Consider the following 2,771-nt stretch of genomic DNA (forward strand, 5'->3'; position numbering starts at 1 on the left):
ATTGCATTGGGATTTATCTGTCTTGGAACTGAGTTCCTGGTGGATAGTAACGCTCATCTCGCAAAATCCAGCCAGTTTGTTGCTGCAAGTAAGCATGGGTGCTGAGTCCCAGTTGTCGGGCTGCCTGAGCTACGACTTTATAACTCAGCCCTAGACGATCGCACAGTTCTCGTTGCCGTAATCCTTCAATACTCATCAGATTTGCAGGCTCATCAGATTTGCAGGATAGTTGCGGAAATAAATCAGGGTAAATCATGGGCAGCAATTGATTGAGCACGACACCAGTCATCCTTCTGCCAGGAGAGTGATGCAGCAGCAGGTAGACAGGCTTAGCAATTTCCAACCCCCTGCCTTAGATAGATGAGGCGACACCCGCCCATAGAGAATCATCATCAGTTGACTAATTCGATGGAAACCAACAAACTGAGAGTCAATTTTCCCTTTTCAAAGGCACAGGGGCAGATATTGATCGTAATCACCAAACCGTTGAAACAGATCCACACTAACTACAAGAGATACTAGCTAATCTGACTAGACCTCCTGGAGCTAAGATTCTAAGCACGTCATAATGGTTATAGTCTATTGAGAAATAGTTGCATTTGAATATGCTATCAACTACTTGCAAAAAAAACAACCGACGCTAAGGCGTATTCAGACTGGGTTCTACTATGTCAGTTGGTAATGATTGGCTGGTAATGAAGACTTCGATCCTCCAAATCTACTACTTTTACAGTGAATTCAGTAAATGCCTAGTCCAATAGGATATGAGTAATTAGTGCTTAGCACCACAGAGTAATCATGAACTTATGCTTGACCTTATTGAGAATCTTTACTAATATGATTGTTATTCATTATGAATGTTATCTGTAATCTTGGCTGAAGACACTCGGAGTTATTCTATATCCCCTTATTGGAGCCTGCTATACTCCTTTCTCTTCGAGAAAGGTTTGTACTGACTTGAAGTCCCTGTGACGCAACACCCACAGTTTGAAGATGCCTTACTTCTGAAAAGTTGTTGTCAAGGAGTAAAGACATTGCCCAGTTAGTGCGGCCTAGAACCTGGCAACAACATGAGTCTAGTCAGGCTGTCAGTGTAGCGGCAATGGAGCAAACCTATCTGACCTTCTCCTTCTCCCCACTATGGCACTCAATCCTTTCTGTGATAACTTGTTGTAACCGATAGTGACCTATGATTTACCCCAATCTGATGAACTCTACTGTGATCCAGTCTAACAGAGTATTACCTAGGCTAGATTGCCCGTCTTGGCGCTCCTTAAAGCGACGCGAGCATCTACCCTCCTATACCCATGAACTGTGGCAGATTGAAAGTGGGGCTGTGCGAACCTACACGTTGGCTGATGATGGCACGGTGGTTGTTTTGGGTTTTTGGGGAGTAGGGGATACGATCGGCAATGCATTGAGTCAAATTCAACCTTGCATTTCAGAGTGTCTAACCGATGTTCAAATCCGGTCTTTGCCGATAGATGAACGGTGGAATATGAATCAAACCTTGCAGAGTCATCTCCAACAGGCTCAAGAACTGTTACGGATTCGCAGTGGTCAGATTCATCAGCGGTTGGAGCAACTCTTAAGTTGGTTAGCCTACAAGTTTGGCTGTGAACTGGAAGAGGGACAGTTGATTAAGTTGCGGTTGACCCATCAAGATTTTGCTGAAACCCTTGGGACAACGCGCGTAACTGTTACGCGACTTCTTAGCCAACTGGAACGGGAAGGGCGCATTCAGTGGGTTGAGCAACACCTGTTACTGCGGCGGGAATAGATAGACGATCGGAAACGATACTGAGGCGGCATTGTTGCATGAAGGGGAGTCGCGAGCGGGAGAGACATGATAGATTTCAGTTACTACACATCCAAATTGAAGGCTAGGGGAGGCCTCACCTTCTGGATTGAGGAGTCCGTCCTGGAGCAGTGGGTGGTTGAGGATTTGAGCGGCAAGCCGGGCGCGTCTATCTTTGAGAGAATATTTGAGCTGCGGTCAATTGCAAGTGGGGAAAGGTTGGGGAGTGGATAGGTTGATCGCCTCGAAAGGTTGCCTCTTCGTACAATCCCTCTACTAGGGTTAAAACCATTACTGTTGCCTTGGCTGGGTCAACAATCCAATATTCAGGAATTTGGCGGGCGGCATACTCCGATCGCTTGTATCGATAGTCCCGATTTTCGCTGCTGGTGCCGGGGGAAACTACTTCTACTACCAACTGAGGTGGGGGCATATCGGGCAATATAATGCTACGGCTAGACCCCGCTAAAGCTGCTCCCAACTCCTCCGTGAGCACCATAATATCTGGCACACGGGCCGTAGCGCGGGAACCACTCACCACAATTTCTGTTCCCCGCCGCAACAAAGAACCTGGAACATGCTGTGCAAACGCCAGGATTAGAAAAATAGCAATAACATTGTTGATGTCACTTTCAGCGGGCATTTCCACCAGTTCCCCATTCACTAGCTCATAGCGTGTATCGGTGCCATCGTCATAGGCTAGATACTCCGCTAAGGTCATATATCGTTGAGCAGCAAGAACCATAGACTAAACCCAGGATTGTGCATTGCTACTCCAGTCTATCGTCATCTCTCCTCGGTTTACAACCGCAGGCTGAGGCGGAATACTTGCCAGTTAGCGGAATTCGACTTGACATGCACTCCCATTGCTTCCATAGATTTGTTTGAAGTGAGCCGTAGTGGGTTCAACAATTGAGCAGCCATACCGTTTGGCAATGACAGCTATGGGAATACTAGATTCAAGATGAGTAGG

General features: G+C 46.7%; 3 protein-coding genes. 1 reads left to right on the forward strand and 2 read right to left on the reverse strand.

From position 1 onward, the window contains the following. Positions 1–13: 13 nt before the first annotated feature. Complete coding sequence (locus NZ772_16840; GenBank protein ID MCS6815222.1) at positions 14–343, reverse strand: hypothetical protein; 330 nt, start codon at positions 341–343, stop codon at positions 14–16. An 846-nt stretch (positions 344–1,189) separates the two neighbouring features. Here NZ772_16840 and NZ772_16845 point away from each other — a divergent pair. Further along, positions 1,190–1,780 carry a Crp/Fnr family transcriptional regulator gene (locus NZ772_16845; GenBank protein ID MCS6815223.1) on the forward strand — a complete coding sequence of 197 codons (591 nt, stop codon included), beginning with the start codon at positions 1,190–1,192 and terminating at the stop codon, positions 1,778–1,780. Positions 1,781–1,967: 187 nt separating this feature from the next. Here the strand turns inward: NZ772_16845 and NZ772_16850 are convergent, their stop codons facing one another. After that, entirely contained in the window at positions 1,968–2,543 is a 576-nt protein-coding gene (locus NZ772_16850; protein ID MCS6815224.1) for a Uma2 family endonuclease, read from the reverse strand. Positions 2,544–2,771 lie beyond the last annotated feature (228 nt).

This window comes from Cyanobacteriota bacterium (assembly GCA_025054735.1).
In the GTDB taxonomy this organism is placed as follows: Bacteria; Cyanobacteriota; Cyanobacteriia; order SKYG9; family SKYG9; genus SKYG9.